The sequence below is a fragment of the Micromonospora sp. BS32 genome (genome assembly GCF_059089345.1).
Window position 1 is genome coordinate 1 of sequence record NZ_JBSSHR010000145.1, and the last position, 414, is coordinate 414.

Below are 414 nucleotides of genomic sequence, written 5' to 3' on the forward strand. Positions count from 1 at the left end.
GTTGCGCACTGCCGCCACCGATTGCGGTGCTGGGCGACGCACGAGCTCTTGATGTCGTGCTTCGGGTGAGTGCGAAGCTTGCCGGCTTGTTCGCCGAGGCGAATGATCGTTAGGTCATCGAGAAGCACGATCGCGCCGCCGTCGAACATCACGTGGCACGTGGGACACAGGCAGAGCACGTTGTCCGTGGTATCCGGGCCATTGTGGGGGCTGCCAAGGGCTTGGATATGGGCGCCCTCGCTGTAGGTGCCGCCGGGGAGCTGCACTGTCAGACCGCAGACCTGACAGGCCCCCTCGTGCCACTTCTTCACCTGCCGTGTGACCGCAGTGTTGCGCACGATCCGTTGCACATTGGTCGTCACGCGCTCCGGCGTCTCCGTGCCGGCCGGCGGGGCTGCTTCCGGACCCACTTGG

At 65.7% G+C, this 414-nt stretch carries 1 protein-coding gene; it reads right to left on the reverse strand.

All coding sequences use genetic code 11. From position 1 onward, the window contains the following. Positions 1-362 (reverse strand): HNH endonuclease (locus tag AC5RWQ_RS30655; RefSeq protein WP_494286073.1); only part of this gene is annotated, 362 nt, incomplete at its 3' end. Positions 363-414 lie beyond the last annotated feature (52 nt).